At 67.5% G+C, this 22,379-nt stretch carries 20 protein-coding genes and 1 tRNA gene; 12 read left to right on the forward strand and 9 right to left on the reverse strand.

What is annotated here, in order from left to right:
• Nucleotides 1-109: 109 nt before the first annotated feature.
• From ACOEQ1_RS06435 to ACOEQ1_RS06475, 9 genes are all read left to right on the forward strand, one after another.
• Nucleotides 110-1,870, forward strand: a complete 1,761-nt coding sequence (locus ACOEQ1_RS06435; protein WP_419758662.1) for a DEAD/DEAH box helicase — start codon at nucleotides 110-112, stop codon at nucleotides 1,868-1,870.
• A complete protein-coding gene (locus ACOEQ1_RS06440; protein WP_419758369.1) occupies nucleotides 1,851-3,227 on the forward strand; it encodes a class I SAM-dependent RNA methyltransferase in 1,377 nt (458 codons plus the stop codon). Before ACOEQ1_RS06435 ends, ACOEQ1_RS06440 begins: the two co-directional genes overlap by 20 nt.
• Before the next feature lie 147 nt (nucleotides 3,228-3,374).
• Nucleotides 3,375-4,799: a paraquat-inducible protein A gene (locus ACOEQ1_RS06445; protein ID WP_419758370.1), complete on the forward strand. Its 1,425-nt coding sequence runs from the start codon at nucleotides 3,375-3,377 to the stop codon at nucleotides 4,797-4,799.
• Nucleotides 4,796-6,526, forward strand: a complete 1,731-nt coding sequence (locus ACOEQ1_RS06450; protein ID WP_419758371.1) for an intermembrane transport protein PqiB — start codon at nucleotides 4,796-4,798, stop codon at nucleotides 6,524-6,526. The genes ACOEQ1_RS06445 and ACOEQ1_RS06450 overlap by 4 nt, the downstream gene beginning before the upstream one ends.
• Nucleotides 6,523-7,167: a PqiC family protein gene (locus ACOEQ1_RS06455; RefSeq protein ID WP_419758372.1), complete on the forward strand. Its 645-nt coding sequence runs from the start codon at nucleotides 6,523-6,525 to the stop codon at nucleotides 7,165-7,167. Before ACOEQ1_RS06450 ends, ACOEQ1_RS06455 begins: the two co-directional genes overlap by 4 nt.
• Before the next feature lie 6 nt (nucleotides 7,168-7,173).
• Complete coding sequence (cdd, locus tag ACOEQ1_RS06460; RefSeq protein WP_419758373.1) at nucleotides 7,174-8,046, forward strand: cytidine deaminase; 873 nt, start codon at nucleotides 7,174-7,176, stop codon at nucleotides 8,044-8,046.
• Nucleotides 8,047-8,074: 28 nt separating this feature from the next.
• Nucleotides 8,075-8,536, forward strand: a complete 462-nt coding sequence (locus ACOEQ1_RS06465; RefSeq protein WP_419758374.1) for a YcgN family cysteine cluster protein — start codon at nucleotides 8,075-8,077, stop codon at nucleotides 8,534-8,536.
• A 15-nt stretch (nucleotides 8,537-8,551) separates the two neighbouring features.
• Entirely contained in the window at nucleotides 8,552-9,958 is a 1,407-nt protein-coding gene (locus ACOEQ1_RS06470; protein WP_419758375.1) for an MFS transporter, read from the forward strand.
• Nucleotides 9,959-10,017: 59 nt separating this feature from the next.
• Nucleotides 10,018-11,235, forward strand: coding sequence for an MFS transporter (locus tag ACOEQ1_RS06475; RefSeq protein ID WP_419758376.1), 1,218 nt, complete (start codon nucleotides 10,018-10,020; stop codon nucleotides 11,233-11,235).
• Between the two features lie 55 nt (nucleotides 11,236-11,290).
• On the opposite strand, the gene rpoH is transcribed toward ACOEQ1_RS06475, so the two are convergent.
• The 4 genes from rpoH to ACOEQ1_RS06495 form a co-directional block, all read right to left on the reverse strand.
• Nucleotides 11,291-12,181 (reverse strand): RNA polymerase sigma factor RpoH, encoded by an 891-nt coding sequence (rpoH, locus tag ACOEQ1_RS06480; RefSeq protein WP_419758663.1) that lies wholly within the window; start codon nucleotides 12,179-12,181, stop codon nucleotides 11,291-11,293.
• A gap of 318 nt (nucleotides 12,182-12,499) precedes the next feature.
• Nucleotides 12,500-13,012 (reverse strand): hypothetical protein, encoded by a 513-nt coding sequence (locus ACOEQ1_RS06485; RefSeq protein WP_419758377.1) that lies wholly within the window; start codon nucleotides 13,010-13,012, stop codon nucleotides 12,500-12,502.
• A gap of 14 nt (nucleotides 13,013-13,026) precedes the next feature.
• On the reverse strand, nucleotides 13,027-13,335 hold the full coding sequence (locus ACOEQ1_RS06490) for a DUF883 family protein (protein WP_419758378.1): 309 nt from the start codon (nucleotides 13,333-13,335) through the stop codon (nucleotides 13,027-13,029).
• A 116-nt stretch (nucleotides 13,336-13,451) separates the two neighbouring features.
• Nucleotides 13,452-14,474 carry a hypothetical protein gene (locus ACOEQ1_RS06495; protein ID WP_419758379.1) on the reverse strand — a complete coding sequence of 341 codons (1,023 nt, stop codon included), beginning with the start codon at nucleotides 14,472-14,474 and terminating at the stop codon, nucleotides 13,452-13,454.
• A gap of 155 nt (nucleotides 14,475-14,629) precedes the next feature.
• Here ACOEQ1_RS06495 and ACOEQ1_RS06500 point away from each other — a divergent pair.
• Nucleotides 14,630-14,704: transfer RNA gene (locus tag ACOEQ1_RS06500), tRNA-Val, on the forward strand.
• A gap of 9 nt (nucleotides 14,705-14,713) precedes the next feature.
• On the opposite strand, the gene ACOEQ1_RS06505 is transcribed toward ACOEQ1_RS06500, so the two are convergent.
• A complete protein-coding gene (locus tag ACOEQ1_RS06505) occupies nucleotides 14,714-16,612 on the reverse strand; it encodes a hypothetical protein (RefSeq protein ID WP_419758380.1) in 1,899 nt (632 codons plus the stop codon).
• A gap of 57 nt (nucleotides 16,613-16,669) precedes the next feature.
• Nucleotides 16,670-17,584, reverse strand: a complete 915-nt coding sequence (locus tag ACOEQ1_RS06510; protein WP_419758381.1) for a mitochondrial fission ELM1 family protein — start codon at nucleotides 17,582-17,584, stop codon at nucleotides 16,670-16,672.
• Between the two features lie 219 nt (nucleotides 17,585-17,803).
• On the opposite strand from ACOEQ1_RS06510, the gene argE reads away from it, so the two are divergent.
• Both argE and ACOEQ1_RS06520 read left to right on the forward strand, forming a co-directional pair.
• Nucleotides 17,804-18,997 (forward strand): acetylornithine deacetylase, encoded by a 1,194-nt coding sequence (gene argE / locus ACOEQ1_RS06515; protein WP_419758382.1) that lies wholly within the window; start codon nucleotides 17,804-17,806, stop codon nucleotides 18,995-18,997.
• Entirely contained in the window at nucleotides 18,994-19,971 is a 978-nt protein-coding gene (locus ACOEQ1_RS06520) for a peptidase M14 (RefSeq protein WP_419758383.1), read from the forward strand. Before argE ends, ACOEQ1_RS06520 begins: the two co-directional genes overlap by 4 nt.
• Before the next feature lie 21 nt (nucleotides 19,972-19,992).
• On the opposite strand, the gene ACOEQ1_RS06525 is transcribed toward ACOEQ1_RS06520, so the two are convergent.
• The 3 genes from ACOEQ1_RS06525 to ACOEQ1_RS06535 form a co-directional block, all read right to left on the reverse strand.
• On the reverse strand, nucleotides 19,993-21,282 hold the full coding sequence (locus ACOEQ1_RS06525) for a threonine/serine ThrE exporter family protein (RefSeq protein ID WP_419758384.1): 1,290 nt from the start codon (nucleotides 21,280-21,282) through the stop codon (nucleotides 19,993-19,995).
• Nucleotides 21,283-21,290: 8 nt separating this feature from the next.
• Complete coding sequence (locus tag ACOEQ1_RS06530) at nucleotides 21,291-21,524, reverse strand: hypothetical protein (RefSeq protein WP_419758385.1); 234 nt, start codon at nucleotides 21,522-21,524, stop codon at nucleotides 21,291-21,293.
• 88 nt (nucleotides 21,525-21,612) lie between these two features.
• Nucleotides 21,613-22,365 carry a competence/damage-inducible protein A gene (locus ACOEQ1_RS06535; RefSeq protein WP_419758386.1) on the reverse strand — a complete coding sequence of 251 codons (753 nt, stop codon included), beginning with the start codon at nucleotides 22,363-22,365 and terminating at the stop codon, nucleotides 21,613-21,615.
• Nucleotides 22,366-22,379 lie beyond the last annotated feature (14 nt).

Here is a 22,379-nt window from a genome sequence, read left to right on the forward strand (position 1 = left end):
GCGTCAGGCGTTCGGCAAGGCCTCGCAATCGCCAACCCACTGCCAGCCAGACCACCACAGGATCATATCCTCTTTGTCACTTCACGCAGCATCCTCCGCGGATGCACCAATTTCTTCATCATCGACGACGATCGGCCCCGTTGAAACGGATGCGGCTGCGCCGCCGATCGTCGAGTCCGCCCCTGTCGAGGATCGGTCCGATTCTGCCGAGGATCGCTCCGGCCCCGAGGATCGCTCCGGCCCCGGGGAGACCCCGGCCGAGGCGAGGACGACGTTTGCCGATTTAGGCCTGTCCGATCTTCTGCTGCGCGCGATCGCCGAGAAGGGTTACATCCACCCGACACCGATTCAGGAACAGGCCATCCCCATCGTCCTTCAAGGACGCGATGTCCTCGGCAGCGCCCAGACAGGCACCGGCAAAACCGCAAGCTTCACCCTGCCGATGATGGAGATCCTGTCCGGGTCGCGAGCGCGTGCCCGGATGCCGCGCAGCCTCATCCTCGAGCCGACCCGCGAACTCGCGCTCCAGGTCGCTGAGAACTTCGTGCTCTACGGCAAATATCTCAAACTCAACCACGCCCTTCTCATCGGCGGCGAAAGCCTGTCCGACCAGAAAGAGGTGCTGATGCGCGGCGTCGACGTGCTCATCGCGACGCCCGGCCGCCTCATCGACATGTTCGAGCGCGGCGGGCTGCTGCTTTCAGACACGCGCATCCTCGTCATCGACGAGGCCGACCGCATGCTCGACATGGGGTTCATCCCCGATGTGGAACGGATCGTTTCACTTCTGCCATCGACCCGGCAGACGCTGTTCTTCAGCGCCACCATGGCGAAGGAGATCCGCCGCCTCGCGGACGCCTTCCTGCAGAACCCGAAGGAAATCACCACCTCCGCTCCCGCGACCGTCGCGACCACCATCACCTCGACACTCGTGGTCGTCGCCGAGGAGGACAAGCGCCGCGCGCTCCGCCGGATCATCCGCAACGAGGAGGTTCAGAACGCGCTGATCTTCTCGAACCGCAAGCGCGACGTGGACATCCTCCACAAGTCGCTGCAGCGGCATGGGTTCAGCGTCGGCGCCCTGCATGGCGACATGCCGCAGTCGGCGCGGTTCTCGACGCTAGAGAAGTTCCGGGCCGGCGAAATCCGGCTGCTGGTCTGCAGCGACGTGGCGGCCCGCGGGATCGATATCGGCGGTCTGTCACATGTCTTCAATTTCGACGTGCCGCATCACGCCGAGGATTATGTCCACCGGATCGGCCGCACCGGCCGTGCCGGTCGCGAGGGCCGCGCCTTCACGATCGCGACGCCGGATCAGCGCGATGCCGTTGTCGCCATCGAGAAACTGACCGGTGCGCCGATCGTGCGCATGGACGTCGAGGGCTTCGAGCCGCTCGAATGGGCGGAGGGCGGCGATCAGCGCCGGCGCGGTGGCAAAGGCAGGGGCAAGGTAAAGCCGAAGGGCGCCGCGCCGGGGAAACCTGCTGGCGCTCAGCCGTCAGACGCTCAGCCTGTCAATGTTCAGCCTGCCGCCCAGGCCGAGCCTGTGCAGCCTCCCGCGGCCGTAGCGGAACCGAGATCCCGAGGTGCGGCGCCGTCTCCGCGCCGTGAACGAGGCGATCAGCGTGGGCGCGAACGGCCGGATGCCGCGCGTCCCTCTTCGGGCAGCAACGGGGCGTCTGCGGAGTCTCCGCGGCGCAGCCAGCCCGATCCTGATCGGGGACCGCCCGTGGTCGGCTTCGGCGACGATATCCCGGCCTTCATGCTGATCCGCCGCCGCGGCGCCGGCACGGCAAGTGTCGACGCGGCCGGTTTTGTGGCTGGCCCCGATCTGCCGCTCGAGCCCGAGGATGACGAGGATCAGCGCTGAGTCCGGCACGGGACGTGCTGACCCCGAGCTCGTGAGCGCCCAGCGGACCATCGTCCGCAGCGGGATCAGCGGCATTGGCGGAGATGGCGACGGGGTTGGGCGTCTTGCGGACGGTCGGCCGCTCTACCTGCCCTACACATTGCCTGGCGAGATCGTTGAAGCCCGGCCCCTGAGCCGTCGCGGCGGCGGCATGGCGGGCGTAGCCGAAACCATCCTCGAGGCCAGCACCGAGCGGGTCGTACCCCCCTGCCCCCATTTCGGCCGCTGCGGCGGCTGTACGCTCCAGCATTGGGACCGGGCATCGCTCAATCGCTGGAAGGTGGCGGAACTGGCTACCGCCCTCTCAGAAGCGGGCTACCCCGACGCACCGCTGGCGCCGCTGGCGGAGTGCCTTCCAGCGACGCGCCGCCGGGTCGATCTCGCCATCCGCAAGCAGGCGGGGATCGTGGCGCTCGGCTTCCACATGGTGCGCTCGGCCGAGATCGTGCCGATCGAGACTTGCCTGGTCGCCGCGCCCGCGATTGTCGCTCTGCTGGCCCCGCTCAGGGCGATCATTCCGCGCCTTCAAGCGATCAAGCGCGATTCGAGCTGTGCGATCAACCTGCTCGATACCGGGCCCGATCTCCTGCTGCGGACGGATGGAGAATTGGCGGCATCGGATCGCCGGCTCCTCGCAGCCTTCGCCGACGCCGAAGGTATCCGGCGCGTCGCCTGGGCCCGCGGCGAAGACACGATCGAGATTGCGGCTCAGCTCGGGCCTGTGTCGGTGGACCTCGCCGGTGTTCCGGTATCGCCGCCGCCGGGGGCGTTCCTTCAGGCAACCGCGGATGGCGCGGCCGCGATCGCCGCCGCCGTCGTCGGCGGGCTGCCCTCGGGGCTGCGACCTAAGGACCGCGTGGTCGAGCTGCATGCCGGCTGCGGCACGCTGACCTTTGCCCTCGCCCGCCATGCGCGGGTCACGGCTTACGAGGGAGACGCCGGAGCCGCCGCCGCACTGGAACGCGCTGCCGGTCAGGCTGGCCTGCACGGAACCATTCTCGTCCATCGCCGCGACCTGAACCGGCAACCCCTGGGCGAGCCGGAGCTGCGTGAGGCGGCCGCCATTGTGCTCGATCCCCCATTCAGCGGCGCGTTGACCCAGATAGAGGCGATCGCCGCCTCCTCGGCGACTCGCGTGATCTACGTCAGCTGCAACCCGGCCGCGCTCGCGCGGGATGCCGCGGTCCTGAAGCGGTCGGGCTTCGCCCTGGTGTCGGCGAACCCGATTGACCAGTTCCTGTGGTCGAGTCGGCTCGAAAGCGTCGTGGTCTTCGCCCGCCCGCCCCGCCCCAGGCCAAGCTTTCGCCCGCCTCGTTGAAAGCCGCGGAACGCCACCGAAGTTGACGCCGGGCTCTCGCCATCTCATGACTTACTCCCATATCCGTCCCCAGACGCGCCACACCCGGACGGGGTATTGTGCCGGCATCGAACGAAGGACGCTCCCGCTGCGCGCCAGAAGCTCCGTATGCCAGACCTAGCCGAGGCCGAGGCGCTCGACAGGCTGGATCACTGGCGGGAATGCCCGGATTGCGGGTTGCTCTCGACATTGCCCGACATGGCGCCTGGTCTCGTCGCCGAATGCCCCCGGTGCGGCAAGACGCTGTGGCGAATGCTGCGCGCCCCGTTACGATTCCCGATCGCCTGCGGCATCGCGGGCCTCATGTTCTACCTGTTCGCGCTGGTCGCGCCCTTCCTCGAAATCTCGTCGTATGGGCGCTTCCAGCTCGCGCGCCTGGAGACAGGCCCCGACAACCTCATCCTGCAAGGCTACACCGGGCTCGGCGTTCTGGTCATGGCCGTGACCGCAGTCTTCCCCGGCGTGAAGCTCGGCATCATGCTCGTCACCTTCATTGGGCTGGAGACGCGCGCCGTTCCTGCCCGGCTGATGGTTCTGCTGTTCCGCTGGTACCACCGCATCACGCCATGGTCGATGATCGACGTCTATCTGCTGGGCTTCCTGGTGGCTTACACGCGCCTCATCGCAATCGCCCATGTCGAGCTTGATACGTCTCTCTATGCGCTCATCGGCCTCATGGTTTCGATGGCCGCGGCGGACGGCGCCATCGATCACGAAGCGGTTTGGCGGGCGCTGGAGGAGGCGGAGACCCGAGCGGACATTAAGGCGGACGAGCGCTTCCACCGTCGCCATCCGCAGGCCGCCCGTGCGCCACGCCGGACCGCGGAGGAGGTGCAGGCGCACCCCGAGGTCATCGGCTGCCACACCTGCCATCTGGTAAACCATGGTGATCCGGGCGACCCGTGCAGGCGCTGCCACACCATCCTGCGGGCCCGCAAGCCGGACAGCGTCAACCGCACCTGGGCTTTGGTGCTGTCCGCCGTCTTCCTCTACATCCCGGCCAACATCTATCCGGTGATGAACATCACGCAGCTCGCCAAGTCCCAGGCCTTCACCATCTTCGGGGGCATCAAGGAACTCGTCGCCTACGGGCTGTGGCCCTTGGCGGCCCTCGTCTTCCTGGCCAGCATCACCATTCCGCTGATGAAGCTCGCAACTCTCGCCTTCCTGCTCATCCAGACGCAGCGGCGGCGCGACACGCGTCTGCTGTTCCGCACCCGCGCGTTCCGTGTGATCGATTTCATCGGCCGCTGGTCGATGATCGACATCTTCATGATCTCGATCCTCGTGGCGCTCGTGCGGTTCGGGCAACTCGCCAACGTCTACGCCGAGACCGGTGCGCCCTGCTTCGCCGCCGTCGTCGTCCTGACGATGTTCGCGGTCATCGCCTTCGACCCGCGGCTGATGTGGGATGTGCGGCGCGGGCGTGAACCCGCGCCTCAGCCCGGACCTGTGCCGGCGCCGTCCGCGGTGATCCAGCCGCCCGGCGGCAACATCAAGGACGCCGGCAGCGTAAAGGATGCCCATGCATGACCGATCCTGAACGCCCGCCCGCCGTCGACGGACAGCCGCCCCAGCGCCACATGCCTCCGCCCGCGGTCCACATTCGCCAGAGGCGCTTTTCCTTCGTCTGGATCATCCCGATCATCGCCGCGGTGATCGCGATCTACCTCGGCTACCGCACCATCACGCAGCAGGGGCCGCTGGTCACCATCACCTTCAACAACAGCGAAGGGCTGGCGGTCGGGCAGACGCAGGTCAAATACAAATGGGTGGCGCTCGGCACCGTCGAGAGCATCGACCTCAGCCCTGACAACAGCCACGTCGTCGTCAAGGTGCGCATGAACAGCGTCGGCGTGCGATTCCTGACGACGCATGCCCGCTTCTGGGTGGTGCGGCCGCGCCTCTCGGTGACCAACCTCTCGGGGCTCGATACGCTCGTGTCCGGCGCCTATATCGGCGTCGACCCTGGCGGGCCGGGCGGCCGCTACGACACGCACTATACAGGGTTGGAGGAGCCGCCCGGCGTCCGTTCGGATGAGCCTGGCAGCACGTATGTCCTCCACGCGGACAGCGTCGGCTCGCTCAGCTCAGGCTCTCCGGTTTTCTATCGGGACGTGGTTGTCGGCGAAGTGCTCGGCTACGATCTCGGCGACGGCATCGGGCCTGTCACCATCAACATCTTCGTCCGCGCTCCCTTCAACAAGCTGGTGAAGTCGAGCAGCCACTTCTGGGACTCGTCCGGCATCAGCATCGGCGTGCAAGGGGGCACCCTTCGCGTCCAGCTGCAGTCGCTGGAAGCCGTGCTCGCCGGTGGCGTGACCTTCGACCTGCCCGCCGATCAGGCAGACGCGCAGGCAAGCGCCAACAACGCGACCTTCCACCTCTACCCGACCGAGCAGGATGCGGAGGCCGCCGGCTACCAGCATCAGATCAGCACGGTCGCCTATTTCCAGACATCGGTCGCAGGCGTCAGCCGCGGCACGCCCGTCACGATCTTCGGCATCCAGGTGGGCTACGTCACCGACGTGAAGTTCCTCCTCGACCCGATGACCGGCCTCGCCAAGGTTCGGGTCGCCATGGAGTTGCAGCCGGACCGGGTGGTTCGCAGCTCGGACTTCAGCCCGGGCCTCAAGCCGCTCGACGTGTTGCAGCGGATGGTCGATCGCGGCCTGCGGGTCGACCTGGAAACGAGCAGCTTCATCACCGGTCAGAAAGACGTGGCGCTCGCCTTCGAGCCCGATGCCGGTCATGCGGCGATCACTCACGAAGGCGATGCGCTCGTGCTGCCGACCGCGAGCGGAGGCGCCACCGATATCCTGACCGCCGCGTCTCAGGTCATGACCAAGGTTTCCGCGATACCCTTCGACCAGATCGGCGCCAATCTGAACAAGCTGCTCGTGACCTCGAACGAGACGCTTGGCGGCGAGCAGGTGAAGAACGCGCTCACGGCGCTTTCGGCCACGCTCACCAGCGTTCAGCATCTGGTGGCGACAACCGATCATGGGCTTGCGCCGACGCTGCATGAGCTGCCGGCCCTCACCGCCAATCTGCAGGCGACGCTGCGCGGAACCAACTTGGCCATCACGCAGCTCAACCGCGGCTACGGCAACAATTCCGATTTCCAGCGTAGCCTCGGGCAGCTCATGGATCAGGCGGACAGTGCATTGCGGTCGGTGAAGGATCTGGCCGATTTCATTGACCGGCATCCGGAAGCCCTGCTCTTGGGCCGGACCGGCCGCGCCACAGGTGGACAATGACAATCCAGCGCCGACAGTTCCTGCGTATATTTGGCGCCGTGCCGGCGATCGTTCCTCTGTTCGGCACGGTGAGCCTCGCTGCCCTGGCCGGCTGCAGCTCCCCCAACCCGAACTACTACCGGCTGGGCGTGGCCTCCGGACCGACCGTCAGCCACGGGCCGCCGAGCGTCGAGGTGCGGAGCATCAGCATCCCCGGCTATCTCGATCGCCAGGGCGTCGTGAAGAGCGCCGGCGACTTCAAGCTCGATATCCACAGCAACGACATCTGGGCCGAACCGTTCGCGGACATGCTGCAGGCGACGCTGGTGCAGGATCTGACGCAGCGGATGCCCGGCACCTCGGTGATCGGCTCCGGCGGCTCGATCGGCGCCAGCCCCAACCTCATCGTGGAAACCAACGTGCTGCGCTTCGACCCCAACCCCGACGGCACGATGACGCTGCAAATGCAGGTCGCGGTGCGCAGCGGGGAGACGCTGCAGATCATCGTCACCCGCACGATCCAGGAGAGCGGGCCGGCCAATGAGCCCGTCGTCGCCAACATCGTGGCGAGCATGAGCACCCTCTGGGGCGCGGCGGCCAGCGACATCGCGCACCTTCTCGCGCGCACGTGGGATCATCTGCCGCTTGGCTCAGGCGGCTGAGCCTGGGTGGCCGACCTCAGCCAAATGATCGGCACGAGCGCGGAGGACGGGCAAGTCATCCCTGGACCTGCGGTGGCCGATCTCATGCGTCGGGCTGGTCTGCCGACGGTCGAGGCGCTGATGCTCGCCCTGTTGCCGGAGGCGCAGGCCCTGGCGCGGCCTGTGATGTCGGGATTTCGCGTCGGCGCCGTCGGCCGCGAAATCGGCACGGGCGCGCTCGTTTTCGGCGCCAACGTGGAGTTTGGCGGTGCGCCTGCAACCGACACCATCCACGCCGAGCAGTTCCTGTTCTCCCGCGCGTATCACCGTGGCGCGAATCTCGACCTCGTTGCCGTCTCCGCCCGGCCGTGCGGCCACTGCCGGCAGTTCATGGCCGAATTCGCCGGGCGCGAGCGGCTGATCATCCTCGATCCGTCCGGCGACCGGTTGACACTGGCCGAGTTGCTGCCCTGGAGCTTCACGCCCACCGATCTAGGCGAAAGCGGCGTCGATCCGCGCTCCGGCTCACCGTTGCAGTTGCAGGATGGCGGCGATGTCTCTGCGGACCTGCGGGCGGCGCTCGAAGCCGCTGGCGGGCGCGCCTATGCGCCATACAGTCGCGCCCCCTCCGCCGTGGTTCTGCAACTCGACGACGGGGCCATCGTCAGCGGGGCCGCGATCGAGAATGCCGCCTACAACCCCGGTCTGCCGCCGCTGCAGGCGGCGCTCATCAACCTCATCGCCGCGGGGCGCGACTACGGGTCCATCCGCCGGGCCGTGATCGCGGCGCCGGCGGATGGAGCGGTTGACCACGCATCATCTACGCGCCGGTTGCTGGGCAGCGTCGCGCCTCTCGCCCGCTGCGATGCCCTGACGTGGCGTGTCGCACCCTCCACCTGATGCGCCACTCTCTGCTATAAGCTCCGCCATGACCGCGCCCTTCTGGCAGACCAAGACGCTCGACGAGATGACGGCAGAGGAATGGGAATCCCTCTGTGACGGCTGCGGGCGCTGTTGCCTGCACAAACTGCGGGACGAGGAGACGCAGGCGCTCTCCTTCACGAACGTGGCTTGCCGGTTGCTCGACACCGCGACCTGCCGATGCTCGGACTACGAGAACCGCTTCGCCAAGGTTCCCGACTGCATTCAGCTGACGCCCGCGATCCTGCGGGAGATCGACTGGTTGCCTCCATCATGCGCTTACCGCCGGATCGAGGAGGGGCGCGGGTTGCCGTCCTGGCACCCGCTCCGCTCGGGCACGAGCGATACCGTCGTCACCTCCGGCGCGTCGGCGCGCGGCCGCATCATCAGCGAGCGGGATGCGGGGATGCTGGAGGACCACGTCACCGATTGGCCCGGGCGAAACCCTCGCGCGCCACGCTTGCGCTGATGCGCGATCACCGCTGTGGCCGGTGACGCCCGCACGGATGTCCGGGCGCTCTTTGCGCGGCCATACGGGATCTATCTGGCGACCTTCAGCCTGGGGTCCGCCCTCTACGCCTTCTCGGCGTTTCTGGTGGCGGCGTGCATGCCGTCGGCCATCAAGTCCCTCGGGCACCTCGGCCTGATCAGCTGGGGCTTCACCTTCTACCTCATCGCGGCGATCGTGGCCGGCACGCTCGCCTCGCAGCTGAAGCGCCGCCTCGGCACGGCCGATGCCCTGCAATGGGCCGCCGCCTGCTTCCTCGCGGGTACATTGGCCTGCGGCCTGGCGCCTGACATCTGGTTGTTGCTCGTTGGGCGCGTGTTGCAGGGTCTCGGGGAAGGCGCCATCTCCGGCCTCACCTACATGCTGATCCCGGAGGTCTTTCCAGCGGCGCTCATCCCGGCTGTATTCGGGATCGAGGCGGTGATCTGGGCCAGCGGCTCCACTGCCGGGCCGATCCTTGGCGGCTTCCTCACCCAGGCGCTGAGCTGGCGCGCCGCCTTCCTGGCGGAGGTGCCGATGGTCCTCGCCTTCATGCTGCTCGTCCGCGTCAATATCCCGCGCCGCGCGAGCGCGCTTCCTGTCCACGGTTTGGCCATGGCGAGGCTCCTCGGCGTGGGCCTCGCCATCCTGCTGCTGTCGCTCGCGGCCATCGAACCGCAGCTCTGGATGCGCGCCGCGAGCGCCTTGGCGTCCATCGGGCTTCTCGTTGTCCTGTCGATCCGCGACCAGCAGGCGCTCAACCGGCTCCTGCCGGCCGGCGCATTCTCCTGGGGCTCCGCACTGGGCCTCGCCTTCTGGGTCGTCCTGCTGATGCCGGCGGCGAGCACCGGCCCCACCACCTACACCATCCTGATGCTGGAGCGGATCTGGGGTTTCCGGCCACTGGCCGCGAGCATCCTGGGCGCGGCTCCCTACATCACCTGGAGCATCATCGGCGTCTTGGCGAGCCGCATTCCCGCCTCGCTGTCCTCCTCCTGCCTCTGGGCCGGACCGACGCTGCTGGCCCTCGGCCTTGGCGCCGGCATGGTCGCCATGCCATCGGAGTCGCTCTCGCTGTTGATGGCGTCCCTCGTGTGCGTCGGCACCGGCTATGGCTTGAGCTGGGGCTTTCTCAGCCAGGCGATCATGACCCGCGCCGGCCCCGGTGACCGCGACCGCGCCTCCGCGATGCTGCCGACGGTGCTCTCAACCGGCCTCGCAATCGGCGCCGCCCTCGGCGGTGTCGCCGCCAATTCGGCTGGCCTGACCGACCGGGCACCGCCTGCGGTAGTCGCGCAAGCGGGGCTCTTCTGCTTCACCGTGGGGGTCGTGGTCGGCATCGGCGCGGTGCTCGCGGGCCTCAGGCTGCGGTTGCTTGTCAGGGACTTCGCACCCGCACAATAAGCCTCGATCCGGCCATCTTCCCGCTATAGTGGGGCACACCCGGATGCGGAGTTCGTGCCTTGGCCCTGCCTCCAGCCCTGCTTGCTCTGGCCGCCGCCGCCTTCGGGATTGGCACGACCGAGTTCGTCATCATGGGGCTGCTCCCGGAAATCGGGAAAAATCTCTCGGTATCCATCCCGCAGGCTGGGCAGCTAGTCACCTGCTACGCACTTTCGGTGACGATCGGCTCGCCCTTCATGGCGATCCTGATGGCAAGGTTCCCGCGCCGGCTCTCGCTGCTCATCCTCATGGTGATCTTTATCCTCGGGAACACGCTGTGCGCGCTGGCCCACGGCTACGAAACGCTGATGGCGGCGCGCATCTTCACGGCGCTCGCGCACGGCGCGTTCTTCGGGATCGGCGCCATCGTCGCGGCCGAGGTGGTGCCGAAGCACCAGCGTGCCAGAGCAATCTCGCTCATGTTCACGGGGCTGACGCTCGCCAATGTCCTGGGCGTTCCGCTCGGCACGCTCCTTGGCCAGGCCTACGGCTGGCGATCCACCTTCTGGGCCGTCTCCGTCATCGGCATCGTGGCCTTCGCAGCCCTGCTGATCTGGGTGCCCGAAGTGCGGCAGGCACGGCGAATGCGCCTGAAACGCGAGGTGGTCGCGCTGAGCCATCCGCAGGTGCTGCTCGCGATGGGGGTCAGCACGATCTGCTCGGCCTCGCTGTTCACCGTCTTCACCTACATCACGCCGCTGCTGGAGACCGCGTCCGGCATCTCGCCGCATGGCGTCAGCATCGCGCTACTGCTCTTTGGCGTCGGCATCACCCTTGGCAACCTTGCGGGCGGCCGGGCGGCGGATTGGCGGCTGATGGCGTCCATCGTCATCATGCTCTGCATGCTCGTCGTGGTGCAGGCCGCGTTCACCTGGACCAGCCACAGTGCGGTTCCCGCGGTCATCACCATCATGATCTGGGGCGCGCTCGCTTTCGGAGTGTGCTCACCGCTCCAGATGCGGGTGGTGGATCAAGGCCGCGCGGCCCCAGGCCTCGCCTCGACGCTCAACCAGAGCGCCTTCAACCTCGGCAATGCGCTTGGGGCGTCCTTCGGCGGAGTAATGGTGTCCGCGGGCGTGGGCTATTCCCGCCTGCCGTGGTTCGGCAGCGCTTTGAGCGCCTTGGCGCTGGTCCTCATTCTCTATGCCCTGTGGCTTGAGGCTCGGGCTCAACGTCGCCGGCAGGACAGGCGGGCTGTCCATCGTGCTGCGGCAGCGTCCGGCAGCGTGCCTCTCTAGACGCAAAAAGGCCGGCCCGTTGCCGGGCCGGCCTCTCGTAGCAATCGCAAATCGCCTACGCGGCGATGCGGGCGATGTCGGTGTCCTTCGTCATCAGCTGCCGGCGGTCGGCGATCTGCGTCTTCATCGACTTCTGCAGCTTCTCGAAAGCCCGCACCTCGATCTGCCTCACCCGCTCGCGCGAAATGCGATACTGCTGGGACAGATCCTCGAGGGTCGTCGCCTCATCCTTCAGGCGCCGCTCGATCAGGATATGCCGCTCGCGCTCGTTCAGGGTCTTCAGCGCGTTGGCGAGAAGCGCCTTGCGATCGGTCATCTCCTCGCGGTCGGCCATGGAGTCTTCCTGGCTCTCCGAGTCGTCGACCAGCCAATCCTGCCACTCGCCTTCGCTGTCCATCCGGACCGGGGCGTTCAGGCTGTGATCGGGCGCCGAAAGGCGGCGGTTCATGTTGACCACGTCCTGCTCAGGCACAGCGAGCATCCGAGAGATATGGGCAACCTGATCCGGGCGAAGATCGCCGTCGTCGATCGCCTGCATCTGGCCCTTGAGACGGCGCAGGTTGAAGAAAAGCTTCTTCTGCGCGGCCGTGGTGCCCATCTTCACGAGAGACCAGCTATGCAGGATGTACTCCTGAATAGCGGCACGGATCCACCACATTGCGTATGTCGCGAGACGGAAGCCGCGTTCGGGATCGAAGCGCTTCACGGCTTGCATCATGCCGACGTTGCCTTCGCTCACCAGTTCGCCAACCGGGAGGCCGTAACCGCGATAGCCCATGGCGATTTTGGCGACGAGGCGGAGATGGGATGTAACGAGCTTGTGGGCGGCCTCGACATCGTTGTTGTCGCGCCAGGATTTAGCCAAGGAAAGCTCCTCCTCGGCGGTCAGCATTGGAAATTTACGGATTTCCTGAAGATAACGAGAGAGATTACCTTCGGGAGCCATGTTGATCATGCCAAGGGCCATAACAGACTCCTTTTCTTCTTCGACGATCGCGGCCTGAAGTCAGCGCCGTTTCGGACCGAAGCCGGTCAAGTTGTTGACCTTGTATACGTACTGAAACCCCGTGCCGTCCCATCACGAGCCAGCGATTACCCCGTCAGCGGCAGTAACCGTTCGGTGATGTGTCAGTTGACGGACGCGAGCGATTTCACACCTCACGAACAATACCGTGATCACCGGCCGCCGTTAAATGGATTCCGTCGTATCAGGCCCGCTATGAGGCAGACGAATAGCTTCGTCCGCCTCATCATGACCATCCAGCTAGCGAGCGCGTTTGCGGCGGAAACCGGGCCGCAACAGGTCCTGCCCCATGACCAGCCCGACGATCGCCGCCGTCAGCAGGGCCGTGCCCTTGTGGCGATTGAAAAAGCCTCGCCCCGCGGCAGCCACATCCTTCGGCGCCGTCAGAGCAGCGAGCGCTGCGGGCAGCGCGGCAGCCGTTGCGCCCATTTGGCGGGGCGGGTTGTCGCGCCTCAGGTCCACGGCGGGCTTCTTGGAGGCGATGATACCGACCAGCAGCAGGATCACGGCCAGGATGACGAAAGCGGCCGCGGTTATGAAAGCCGCCCAGACGGGACCGAGATCGTGCTGCACGATGATCCACAGGCCAGCCGCCGCGCATCCGGCGGCAGGAAGCAGGAGCAGGGCTGCGACCAGAGCACAGACGATGAGGATGGCGGTCCGTCGCGCGGCACCGGCGACATCCTCCACGATCCGCGCCGGGTTGAAGGCCAGAGCGAGGCCGATACGTAGCAGGCGCTGCAAGTTGGCCATAAACTGCTACCGCCTCAACGCGTCAGGATCTTGCTGAAGATGAAGCCCGCCGCGAACGCGATCAGGAGGCTGGAGATCGGCTGCTCCTCGACACGGGCGGTGATCGCATCGGCCGACCTCTTGCTGGTGTCGGAGACGGTGCCGTAGAGGTCGGATGCACGGCCCGAGATTTTGTCGGCTGTGTCCTGGCTCAGGCGATTGGCCTCGCGCACCGCATAATCCTTCATCTGCTTGATGAGGGATGCCATATCCTGCTTCAGGGCGGCGACATCGTCGGCGACTCGCTTGGCCTCGGGACCCGTCTCGGCTTGGAAATCGCTCATAAAGTTACCCCTCGTGAATAGCGGACAGGAACGGCGCCGGTTCTCCTGGCGCCCTGACATGCGGTTGATCTGGGGGGTGAAGATTAAAAGGCAATAACCTTTGGGCGCTCCCGAGCCTACGCCGGCATCACAGGCGTAAGGCGTCGCGCCGGCATTTCGATGACCAGGTAGAGTGCGACTGCAAGAAGTTGAGCCGCTGCCGCCAGCGCCAGAAACGTGAGCCAGCCGACGCCGCTGGAGGACTGGCCCCAGATCAGCCAGGCGTCAAAGACCGCGGGCTGCACCACGGTAATGGCGAGTGCGGTTCTCGACCAGAGGAGCAGGGCGCGCTCGCCGGGCAGGAACCAGGGCCGCTCGCCGAGCGTGCCGCCGGCCACGATCATGATAAAGCCGAGGAAGAACAGCCCGGCTCCTGCCAAGATCGAGCAGACGAGCATGGCCAGCCAGCCCAGAATGATGACCGGACCGCGCACTGGTCCGAAATGAACGACGCCGCGAAACATGCTCGTGCAGAGGCATACGCCCAGCAAGAAGTCGGCGAGCGCGGCCGACGGCCACATATAGGCCAGTCTGTGCCAGCCCAGGGTCAGGCTCATGCCGGTATAGATGAGGGCGAGAACAAGCCCGGTGAAGCCGATGTCGAGCGGCGCGGTCCACATCCAATACAGAAAGACCGGCCACAGGAACGCGAAGACGATCGCCGTCGCGAGGACCAGGAACTGGACCTCGATCAGCCGGTCCTGCCATGGCAGCACGACGGCATGGGCCGGTCCCGCCAGATGAACGGCCTCCAGAAGCGCCACGCCCACGGCCAGGTAGGCGATCAGCGGAACCACCGCCGCGAAGTAGACCTGGATCGCCACCGGCCGCTCCCATTCCCGGCGCAGTTCCCGGCGGAAGTGAAAGGCGGCGCACCCCGCGACGATCATGCCGAAGTCCGGCATGTACTGACCCTTGGCCAGAGCGAAGCGCAGCAGCGGCGGCAGCCCGGCCTTGAACGCCGCCAAAGGCGGCAGGGACAGAAACTGCCAGACGAAGTAGAACCAGGCCGCGAGCAGGCCCATGACCAGCACGCCCCGGAAGTCGCTGGCGCCGGGGATCGTCTTGTTCTGCCACGCTATCTCGCCGGCGCTGACCATGACTGACCTGCCTGTTCGTTTGCCATTTGCAACTGTGCCCTCGCTAGCAGAGAGCCGGCCGCAGCGCCAACAGGGTATGGCAGCCGGCAGCGGTCGCCGAGGGGCTTGCCCGGACCTGCGAAAGACCTTAGAGAACCGGCCTCCGCGGACGGACTGGGTGCGTAGCTCAGCGGTAGAGCATCGCCTTCACACGGCGGGGGTCACAGGTTCAATCCCTGTCGCACCCACCAGTCTCCTCGTCAGAACCCGAACATGTGGTCGAGCGAGAACGCGCCCCGGTCATCGACCAGACCGTGGTAGCCGAATAGCCGGCACGTCCGGTCCCGGATCAGCACGTAGCCTGCCGGTCCCGCCGTCTCGATCAGCGCGCGCGTGAAAACCAGGTCCGGGCGCACCAGCGCCGAACCCGAACGGGCGATGGTGATGCCTTCCTCGGCCAGCACCGCACCCGCGCCATCATGGAGCACGAGGCGCGTATCGGAGCGGGCATGCCACGGCCCCGAGGCCGGGTAGATGAGGTGGGTGTAGCTGTGCCGGTCGCCTTCGCCGAGCTTGAGGAACAGCCGTGTCGTCAGCCCCGGCGGCGGCCCCGAGTAGGATTGCGGCTCGCCCTTGTAGGTCATCAGCGTGTTGAAGATATGGGCGCCGAAGCTGGTTTCGGCGACATGGTCGCAGTCGCGCCGCTCGTAGCGCACGAGGGCGTGGAGCCAGCCGTCAGCTTCCCCGCCCTCGCGGAAATCGTAGACGAGGTCGGCATGGCCGCCGATGTCGCTGAGCGCGGCGCTGTCGAGCAGGTCGTCGAAATCGACCGCCACGGCATGGTCCCGCGGCAGGCAGCCGAGGAAGTGCTCGCGGAGGAGGTTGCCCTCGGCGTCGAAGATGTCGAGGCGCAGGGGCAGTGTCCGTTCGCTTTCCGCCATCGGCGTCGGCAGGACGATGCTGCGATAGGTCGCGCGGGGCAGGATCGGGAACGGGAGCAGGAAGCCGCGCCCCAGCTGCGGCGGCAGCGTCCGGATGCCGGGGTCCGGCACGAGGTCGGCCCGCTCGACATTGACGTGCGCGATGCGGGTGCGCCCAAGGCGCGTCACCTCGTAGCGCGGCCGCACCACATGCCGCCCGGCCCTCACCTCCACCTGCTCGGGCCAGCGAAGACCGGGCAGAAGTTCCGCCACGTCCACCGCGCGGCTGGCGAAGGGTCCGATGGGCTCGGCCAGCGCCACCGGCTGCTCGGCGCCCATGCGGTCGAGCGCGATCGCGCCGGCCGGGATCGTCGAGCCGTGGCTGTTCTGCACCCAGAGCACCACCCTCTCATCGGCGCGCGGCGCAGGCAGGCCGGCATACCGGCTGGACGGCCAGGCGTTGGCGTCGTGGGTGCAGGACAAGCTTGCCTCGTTGCCCCCGCCGACGGTGTCGAGCGCGTATTTGACGATGTCATGACCGGCCACGCCGATCGCATGCACGAACAACTGCCCGGTGAACGGCCCGAGCCCGAAGCGCGCGCGGATGTCCCGGCTGTTGAAGACGATGCCCCCTGCCCCCGCCGGCGCAGGCTCCTCCCAATCGGCGATCGCCCCGCCCGCGCCATCGAACAGGCGCAACCAGAAGCGCACCGCCGTTGCGCCATAGCCCGCCCAGTAGTTGGCGGTGACGAGCCGCGTGGAGAGCCCGTCCTGGTCCCGGAAGAAGGCGAAGTTCATGGCGAAGTTCAGCGGGTCGAGGTAGCGCCGCGTGTTGGTCAGATGCGTCTCGGGAAGGCGCGCCTCATCGAGGCTGAGCACGGCCATTCCCTCGGGCAACTGGCTACGCAACAGGCCCACGACCCGTCGGGCGTCGAAGCCCGCCACCAGCACCGTGCGAGCGCCACTCCCGGCCAGTTCCGTGACCGGACGCGCGACGAGGCCGCCGCGCTCGCGGCCAACGGCCTGCACGTCCTGAACGAACAGGCTCTCGATGCCCAGCGCCGGATACATCGTCAGCAGCGGGCCGGCGACCGCCTCCGGATCGAAGAGGGCGACCGGCCCGGCCTCGGCCAGCCGCGCCGCGAGCCGGCCCATGGCTTCAGCGGCGAGCGGATGGGCAAGCGCCTTGTAGAAGACGTTGCCGCCCTTCAGGGCGTCGAAGGTCTGAATATCGAGCATCGGTCGTGGCACTGCCTTTGTTCGCGAACGGTCTCGTTATATCGACGAAACAACACCTTAGAAGCCAAGCCTGTGCCGCATCTCCTGCGCCGCCGCGGCGGTATCGTCCAGAGGGGCGACCGGCCAGTGGTCGTAGCGGCCGACGAACGGCCGCACTCTGCCCTCTGCGATCATCTGATCGGTGAACACGCCGATGCGGCGGGACCGGCCGGGCAGCGGGGCCAGCATGACGGGCGCATTGGTCGCCGCCGCCTCCGACACCATGGACACCGAATCGATCGTCACGACGATCATATCGGCCAGCGCGAGCATCCCGAAATAGGGGTTGTCGCCGGTCCCGTCCCACACGAAGGCCCCGAGCGGGTTCAGCCGGTCGCGGAAGACAGCCGTCGCCGCCGGGTCCGTCCGCCGCGACGGCGTGAGCATCAGGCCGGCACGGTCCCTCTCCATCATCCCGCCGAGCGTGGCGGCCAGTGTTTCGGCAACGGCGGCGTCAAGCCGGAAGCGCCCGTTGGTGCCGCCGATCAGGACGGCCACCAGCGGCCGTGGCAGATGGGCGAGAGCCGGGCGCCATAGCTCGGCTGCCGCGGCAAGCCGCGCCGGCGTCGCCCGATGCAGCGCGGTGCGGGTCACGATGACGTTCGGCCCGGTCACCTGGTCGTGCCGGTTGACGACGATGAGGTCGAAACGGTCGAGCGCCATGCGGGGGTGCTGCACATGCACGACGCGCCGCTCAGGGCCGCGCAATGCCGCCGCCACTGCCCCGGCCATGCCGCCGCAGCTCAGCACCAGCTCCGGCTTTGGCCCGGCCAATGCCTCACGCTCGACGGCGTGCAGCGGCCAGGGCCAGCGCGGCGCGGAGATGAGGCTCCATGGCCATCTGGGTTTCAATGTCCGCACGAGCGGCGCCAGCCCGGCCGCTTCGGCCAGCCCCAGCGCCTGCGCCTGAAGCCCGGCGTAAGGCTCCGTCAAAATCCACGAGGATGGGGAGGTGCCGGGCGAGACTATGGAGAGACCGGCTGCAGGCGGGGACGCCAGGGATGACATCCCGGCCTTGTGATGCTGCTCGCCCTGGACGTCAACGGCTCCACCCTCTGCATTAGCGCGTATTCATGCACAGAGCCTCGAGGCGCGGCGGCAGCAGGACATCTCCAGTTGCCGAGACTGCCGGCCGGTATAGGATAAGCCGTTATGCAGAACATGTTGCTGGCAGATGCTCCCCGCACCGCCGCCGGACCCACGACGGTCGAGATACTGGCGCGGCTCGTCGCCTTCGACACCACCTCCCGCCACAGCAACCTGCCGTTGATCGAGGCAGTCGCCGGCTATCTCGACGGCCTCGGCGTCCGCTACCGGCTCAGCCACGACGAGACGGGCGAGAAGGCGAATATCCACGCCATCATCGGCACGGCCGGGCCAGGTGGCCTCGCTCTGTCGGGGCACGTGGATACGGTGCCGGTCGAAGGACAGAGCTGGACGAGCGACCCCTTCACCCTGCGCCGCGAGGGTGGCCGGCTCTATGGACGCGGCACCGCGGACATGAAGGGCTTCGTCGCCGCTTGCCTCGCGGCGGTCCCCGATCTCCAGGCGGCGCGTCTTCCCCGGCCCGTGCATCTCTTCATCAGCTATGACGAGGAGGTCAGCTGCAACGGCGCCCGCCGGCTCATCGAAGACATCGACGAGAGCGGCTGGAAGCCCGACCTCTGCCTGGTCGGCGAGCCGAGCCTGATGCAGCCGATCACCGGCCACAAGGGACGGCTCGCGATGCGGGTCACGGCACGCGGCCGTGCCGGCCACTCCGCCAATCCGGCGGGCGGCGTGAACGCCGTCGCCGCCGTGGCCGAAGCGGTGAACTGGGTGACGCGGGACGCGCGGCGTTTCGCGGCAAGCGGACCGTTCGTGCCGGGCTACGATCCGCCTCACACCACCTGCCACGTGGGCGTCATCGGCGGCGGCTCCGTCATCAACATCATCCCCGATCTCGCCTGGTTCGACATGGAGTGGCGCACGGTGCCGGGCGACGACTTCTTCCACGAGGTCGAGCGTTTCCGCGCCTATGTGGCGGAGGCCATCGAGCCGGCGATGAAGGCGGTCGATCCCGCCGCGGGCTTCAGCTTCGACGTCCTGAACTGGATTCCCGGGCTCTCTCTGGACGAGGGGCATCCGCTCGCCGATCTCGTCCGGCAGACCACCGGCGCGAACGGCGCCGGGCGCGTCAGCTACGGCACCGAGGCCGGCCTCTACGACGCGTCGGGCATCCCGACGATCGTCTGCGGGCCGGGCAACATCGCCCAGGCTCATCAGGGCGATGAGTGGATCGCCGAAAGCGAGTTGGCGGCCTGCGACCGCTTCATCCGACGCATGGCCGAACGCGCCTGCCGATGAACTCGGTGCTGCCGTCCGGGCTTGCCCCGATCTCCCTGCCCCATTTCGATGTCGCCGTGACGCCGCCCGACATCGAGCCGTGGCTCGCAGGGAATACGGGTGTGCGGGGCTTCACGACCCGCGACAGCCGCCGGCCGGGACCGCACCTCATTCTCGTCTCGCTGATGCACGGCAACGAACTGGCGGGCGCCATCGCGCTCGACCGTCTACTTCGCGACGATTTGCAGCCTTTGTGCGGACGATTGACCTTCGGCTTCGCCAACCTGGCGGCCTTCGCCCGGTTCGACCCCGCGGACCCGATCGCCTCGCGTTACGTCGAGGAGGACCTCAACCGCGTCTGGGACGTGAGTTCGCTCGGCGGCGGTCGGCGCTCCCTGGAACTCGACCGGGCGCGGGAGATGCGCCCTCTGATCGAGACCGCCGACATCCTGTTCGACCTGCACTCGATGCTGTGGCCGTCGGACCCGCTCATCCTCAGCGGACGGACGCCGAAGGGGCGGCAGTTGGCCCAAGGCATCGGCGCGCCGGGGCTGGTCATCGCGGACGAGGGGCACAGCAACGGGCGTCGTCTGATCGACTACGCGATGTTTTCGGACGAGGGCAGCGGTCCCACCGCCAATCTGGTCGAGGCGGGACAGCACTGGGAGCGGGAGACGGTTGAAACCACGATCCGCGCGATTGCCGGGGTGCTGCGGCAGCTGGGCATGGTGGCGCCGGATGAACCGCGGCTGCCGCCGCCAGCGAGGGCTCCGCGTGTGTTCGCCGAGGTCACCACCGTCGTGACAGCGAAGACCGCCGGTTTCGCGTTCGTGCAGCCTTATCGCGGCGGGCAGATCATCCGCCGGCGGGATACGCTCATTGCAGTGGACGGATCGACCGATATCCGCACGCCCTACGACAACTGCCTGCTGGTGATGCCAAGCCTGCGGCCGAGCCGTGGGCACACCGCCGTGCGGCTGGCGCGGGTGGCGTAGCGGCTCGGTCTCGTTCGCCGCCTACTTGCCGTGGCTCCGGGCCGGCGCGCCGAGAGCGAGGGGCGCCGCGATCCCGACGGTGATGGCTGCCGTCATGAGCAACACTGTCACCGCGAGCGCTACCGTCGCGTCGATCAGCGTTGCGGGCGGCACCTGGCCGGCGCTCACGATCCTCAAGGCGCCGGTGACCGTCCGGAAGCCGTAGACGCCCGGGATCATCGCGACCACGCCCGGAAAGGCGAAGGTTGCCGCCGGCGCGCCCAGCCGTCGCGCGAAGATAGCCGCGAGGCCGCCCGTCACCAGGGCGCCGATCAGCGTGCCGGCGACGATATCGAGCCCGGCATCCATGCAGAGCGACCGCACCGTATGACTGCACAATCCGCAGAGCACGCAGGCCCAGGCGAAGCGGAGCGGCACGCTGAACAGGAACACGTAGCCGAGCGCCGCCAAGGCGGAAAATATGGCGTCCTGCGCCAGCGGCACCGGAAGGCTCGGTGCGTCCAGCGGCAGCGGCACGCCCGCCACCGAGGACGCCACTTCCAGGCCGAGGCCAATTGCCGCGATGACGAAGAAGGCGAAGCCGATCCGCGCCATCCCCGTGCTCGCATGGTTGCGGATCATGTCCTGCACGCCGTTGATGAGCGGCACGCCCGGCACGATCACCATCCCCGGCGCGACGAGGCAGAGCGATGCCGTGCCGCTGTGGAGGAGGCGCGCGCCAAGGCCGCCGAGAAGGCCGCTGATACAGGCGACCACGAACGCGACCAGCACCGGGCTCAATCTTCGGCGCCCGAGCTCCTGGCGCAGCAGTGTCGCGAGGGAGACGGCAACCCAGCAGACGGCGAAGGCGGTCCAGTCGCCGCCGAACAGCCGGCTGAGTGAGGCGGCCGTCAGCCCGAGCGCCACGGCCACCAGCACGTGGTTGTAGGCGGGCGGCTCGCGCTCGACGCGGTCGAGGGCGGCCTGGGCCTCGGGCAGACGCATCGCCCCGCTGTCGATGCTGTCGAGGATGCCGTAGACGGAGACGAGCGCGCTCATGCCGACATTCATCGCGGGAATGCGGTTGCCGACCTTGGTCCTGAAGGACCGGTGGCCGACGAGCGTCAGCAGCAGCGCTTCATAGGTGACGAGCAGATGCGCCTCGAAGCCGAAGGCCGCCGCCACGCGCTCGATCGCGAGCTGCACCTGACCGGTATCGCCGCCGTTCTGCAGCATGATGCGGCCGACCTGGAGCGCGCAGTGCGCGGCGGCCTCGGCCGTTCCGTCATCCTGTCCCGGCTCGGGGCGTTCCGGCGCTTGCCCGGCGTCCAAGAGATTATCTACCTCAAGCTCGGCAGGCAGTTCGTTCGCCCCTGCAGAACACAATCCTGGAGGGCATCCGTCTGGCGCAGCGAGTCGATGATCCAGAGCCCGACCAGGACGAGGACCATGAGGAGGATGAGCGCCCCGATCACGCTGCGGCTGTTGCTCGATCCGCCGTCCCGATGGCCATCCGGGTCGTAGTCCCAGGACAGAAAGAAGTTAACGACGAACCAGGAGAATTCGCGAAACACGCGGTCTGCTTCCGTTGTCCGATCATTTGACAGTAGCCGTCAAGGCCGTCGCCTGGCCATGAGAAAATCGGGCGTTTGGCCCTCAGGATCAGGCGGGCTCGCCCTGGATCGGCGTCAGGCCCAGGCGCTCCATGATCGCCGTCACCTCCGCGGTCGCCGCCTCCGCGTCCGCCACGTCCGTGCCCTTGCTCACGATCGCCACACCGTTCCCGGTCGGGCGCGCGAAGGGATAGCTGCCGACATCCAGCTCCGGGTGGCGCTTCTGCACAGCCTCGAGATCGGCCGCGATCGCGCCCTCCAGCAGCCCGATCGCGTAGACCGCGCGCGAGACGACCGGCGAACCGCCCTCCAGCGTCGGCGCGAGACACTCGAACATCGCCTGCATGATGCGCGGCACGCCGGCCATCACGTGGACATTGCCGATGGTGAAGCCCGGCGCGGCGGAAACCGGGTTCTCGATCAGCGTGGCCCCGCGCGGCATCGTCGCCATCCGCTGCCGGGCGGCGTTGAACTCGCCCTTCGGGTAGCGGGCGTTCATGATGGCGAACGCCTCTTCGTTGATCTCCCAAGGCACCCCGAAGGCGGCAGAGATGCATTCGGCGGTGATATCGTCGTGGGTTGGTCCGATGCCGCCCGTGGTGAAGACATGGTCGAACGCCGCCCGCACCTCGTTCACCGTGCCGATGATCGTTTCGGCGACATCGGGAATGACGCGCACCTGGCGCAGGGGAATGCCCAGCTCTCCCAGCCGCGTCGCCAGGAACTTGATGTTGATGTCCTGGGTCCGGCCCGAGAGTATCTCGTTGCCGATCACCAGCAGGCAGGCAATGGGGTTGGGCATGGGTGTCGGCCTCA

The sequence above is a fragment of the Acidisoma sp. genome (assembly GCF_965199065.1).
Taxonomy (GTDB): Bacteria; Pseudomonadota; Alphaproteobacteria; order Acetobacterales; family Acetobacteraceae; genus Acidisoma.

Coding starts and splice junctions, on each gene's coding strand:
- ACOEQ1_RS06440 (WP_419758369.1), top strand. CDS start 1,851: ATGACGAGGATCAGCGCTGAGTCCGGCACGGGACGTGCTGACCCCGAG.
- ACOEQ1_RS06445 (WP_419758370.1), top strand. CDS start 3,375: ATGCCAGACCTAGCCGAGGCCGAGGCGCTCGACAGGCTGGATCACTGG.
- ACOEQ1_RS06450 (WP_419758371.1), top strand. CDS start 4,796: ATGACCGATCCTGAACGCCCGCCCGCCGTCGACGGACAGCCGCCCCAG.
- ACOEQ1_RS06455 (WP_419758372.1), top strand. CDS start 6,523: ATGACAATCCAGCGCCGACAGTTCCTGCGTATATTTGGCGCCGTGCCG.
- ACOEQ1_RS06465 (WP_419758374.1), top strand. CDS start 8,075: ATGACCGCGCCCTTCTGGCAGACCAAGACGCTCGACGAGATGACGGCA.
- rpoH (WP_419758663.1), bottom strand. CDS start 12,181: ATGGCTCCCGAAGGTAATCTCTCTCGTTATCTTCAGGAAATCCGTAAA.
- ACOEQ1_RS06485 (WP_419758377.1), bottom strand. CDS start 13,012: ATGGCCAACTTGCAGCGCCTGCTACGTATCGGCCTCGCTCTGGCCTTC.
- ACOEQ1_RS06490 (WP_419758378.1), bottom strand. CDS start 13,335: ATGAGCGATTTCCAAGCCGAGACGGGTCCCGAGGCCAAGCGAGTCGCC.
- ACOEQ1_RS06495 (WP_419758379.1), bottom strand. CDS start 14,474: ATGGTCAGCGCCGGCGAGATAGCGTGGCAGAACAAGACGATCCCCGGC.
- ACOEQ1_RS06505 (WP_419758380.1), bottom strand. CDS start 16,612: ATGCTCGATATTCAGACCTTCGACGCCCTGAAGGGCGGCAACGTCTTC.
- argE (WP_419758382.1), top strand. CDS start 17,804: ATGCAGAACATGTTGCTGGCAGATGCTCCCCGCACCGCCGCCGGACCC.
- ACOEQ1_RS06520 (WP_419758383.1), top strand. CDS start 18,994: ATGAACTCGGTGCTGCCGTCCGGGCTTGCCCCGATCTCCCTGCCCCAT.
- ACOEQ1_RS06535 (WP_419758386.1), bottom strand. CDS start 22,365: ATGCCCAACCCCATTGCCTGCCTGCTGGTGATCGGCAACGAGATACTC.